This window comes from Nostoc sp., from assembly GCF_054880495.1.
In genome coordinates, this window is sequence record NZ_JBTYKD010000184.1 from 1 (window position 1) to 3,175 (window position 3,175).

The 3,175-nt window shown below is 50.2% G+C and carries 1 protein-coding gene; it reads left to right on the top strand.

Annotated elements, in window-relative coordinates; all coding sequences use genetic code 11:
• Positions 1-21 precede the first annotated feature (21 nt).
• Positions 22-3,018 (top strand): efflux RND transporter permease subunit, encoded by a 2,997-nt coding sequence (locus ACYTXL_RS17925; protein WP_461925924.1) that lies wholly within the window; start codon positions 22-24, stop codon positions 3,016-3,018.
• Positions 3,019-3,175: the final 157 nt, after the last annotated feature.

Sequence of the window (3,175 nt, forward strand, 5' to 3'; positions counted from 1 at the left end):
GGGGTTGAGGGGATGCAGTACATGATTTCAACCAGTGGTAATGACGGCTCCAGCACCATTTCAACTCTGTTTGACCCAGGGAGTAACCGTAACATTGACCAAGTTAACGTCCAGAATCGAGCCGCGATCGCCGAACCGACCTTACCTGAGTCTGTGCGGCAAACTGGACTGACCACCCTCGCACGTTCTAACAGCATTCTGCTAGTTTATGGCTTCTATGCTGAAAATAGCGAGTACGACAACATCTTTTTGAGTAACTATGTTGACCTCTACATCACCGATGCTATCAAGCGCGTCCCTGGTGTGGGAGATACCAGACTGGTTGGGGAACGCCAATATGCAATGCGGCTGTGGCTTGACCCCAACGCTTTAGCCAGTCGGGGCTTGACGGCAACGGATGTCAGCAGTGCCCTAACTTCTCAGAATGTTCAGGTGGGGGCAGGGTCAATCGGTCAAGCGCCCACCAAGGCAAATCAAAACTCGAATTTCCCGCTCCGCATCAATAGTAGATTAAAAGATGTCAAGGAATTCGAGAACCTGGTGATTAAAGCCCAAACCGACGGGACGCTAGTTAAACTCAAGGATGTAGGACGAGCCGAGTTAGGCGCACAGGACTATACAACTTCGGCACTAGTACAGGGCAAAACGGGCGCTGGCATGTTGATCTATCAACTTCCGGGCAGCAATGCGCTGGATACTGCCAAAGCGGTGGAAGCCCAAATTGCAGAGTTAGAGAAAAACTTTCCGCCCGGTTTGAAAGCCATCATCGTCTACGACACCACCAAGTTTGTGGAAGTTTCAATTGAAGAAGTGGTGAAAACGCTGATGGAAGCCATCGCCCTAGTGGTGCTAGTGATTTTCATCTTTTTGCAAGATTGGCGGGCGACGATCATTCCGGCGATCGCTGTTCCTGTATCCTTGGTTGGTGCATTGGCGTTTGCCTATGTACTGGGCTTCTCGCTCAACACGTTGACTATGTTCGGATTGGTACTGGCAACTGGTCTGGTGGTAGACGATGCGATCATTGTTGTCGAGGGGATTGCTGCCAAAATGGAACAAGGCTTAGACCGACGGCAAGCTGCTTTTGAGGCGATGGGGGAACTTTCAGGAGCAGTGATTGCTACCTCCTTGGTGTTGATGGCGGTATTTATCCCGGTGTCCTTTTTTCCGGGCGCGACCGGCATCATGTATCGGCAGTTCGCATTAATCATTATCTTCTCCATCGGCATTTCTTTATTCAATGCCCTAAGTTTCACCCCCAGTATGTCGGGACTCTTCCTGCATCATACCGAGGGTGAAGGGCGAGGTCCACTGGGCTGGTTCTTTCGTCAGTTTAACCGGGGTTTTAGCTGGGTGCTGGAGCAATACGAGCGTCTGACCAAGTTCCTGATCGGCGTCCGCATGTTCGTAGTGGGGCTATTTATCCTCGGACTGGCTGCTACGGTGTTTATCTATATGTCCGTCCCCAGTGGATTTGTGCCAGATGAGGATCAAGGTATCATCGTCGGTCTGATTCAGGCTCCCGATGGTGTCTCCCTCGCCTCCACCGAAAAACTGACGCAGACTGTCTATCAAACTCTGCAAAAAGAAGTGCCGGAGATGGCAGCGTCTCTGGTCATTGGCGGCTTTGGTCTAAACGGCAATGGACCGAATCAGGGGACGTTTTTCTTTAACCTGAAAGAGTGGAAAGAGCGCAAGGGTGACAAACATACAGTTAAGGCGATCGTGGAACGGCTGAATGGCATCTTCGCCCAAAATCAGGATGCAATGATCTTCACTTCTAACCTACCCGCCGTCTCTGGCTATGGCGTGACGGGCGGCTTTGAATTTCAGCTGCAAGACCGCACCAACGGACAACTGAGTATCGATCAATTTCTGGCGATCGGGCAACAGTTGATTGCCAAAGCTAATAAGAATCCTGCATTGCTTAAAGTGTTCACTCAATTCACCGCCAGCACACCCCAGTACGAGATTAACGTTGACCGCGATCGCTTAGAAGCCCTTGATGTCGATTTTAGTCAGGCAATGAATACTCTGGGCGCTTACATGGGTGGGCAGTATGTCAACGATTTTACCTTTTCCCAGCGCAGCTACCGCGTATACATCCAAGCAGATCAGCAGTTTCGGAACTCTCCAGACAATATTGGTCAAATTAATGTCCGTTCCAGAGGTGGTAATCTGGTGCTGCTGAATGAAGTTGTAAAAGTGACTCCGATTACAGGGCCGCAAACCATCAGCCACTTCAACTTATTCCGCTCGATCAAAATTCAAGGCAGCGCTGCCCCCGGTTACAGTTCTGGGCAAGCAATTGCGGCGATGCAGCAGACCTTTAAGGAAATTGACCAGCCCGGTTTGGGTTATGACTGGACAGGGCTTTCCAGAGAAGAAGCCAAGTCTGGCGGACAAACGATTCTGCTCTTTGGTCTTGGTATCGTGGCTGTGTTTCTCATCTTGGCAGCGCAGTACGAAAATTACATCGACCCAATCATCATCCTATTGACCGTACCGTTTGCGATTTTAGGCGCGTTGTTATTCGTCTCAGTGCGCGGGTTGGTCAACGATTTATATTGTCAGGTGGCACTGGTAATGTTGATTGGTTTGGCGAGTAAAAACGCGATTTTGATTGTAGAATTTGCCAATCAATCGCGGGAGAAAGGAATGACCATCGCCCAGGCTGCACTCCATGCAGTTGAACAACGACTCCGCCCGATTTTAATGACCACAATTGCTGCCCTGTGTGGGTTCCTTCCCCTAGTACTGTCATCCGGGGCTGGTGCAGCCAGCCGGACGTCGCTCGGTACGGCGGTGTTTGGCGGCTTATTGGTCTCCGTGATCATGAGCTTGCTGCTGGTGCCCGTCCTTTATGTGGTGGTCAAAAATCTCACAGACTTTGGCTCTAAAGATAAACCTCTTAAGCCTCCCAAATCGCCTGAACCTACTCCATCTGGGGAATTAGCCTCTTTGAATGGAAAGAGTCAAGGAACAGTTGTCAAGTTTCAGGGAGATGCCCCTGCTTAACTGCTTGAGAGCGGCGCACCACAGCCTACGAATGAAACAAACAAGTCAAATCCTTTTTCCTTCTAGTAGTTCATGTCATTAATTCTGATGTGTTGCGCCGGAGCGTTATATAATAACGGTGTGTCCACATATCGGGACACGAGTGTCGGTGCGATCG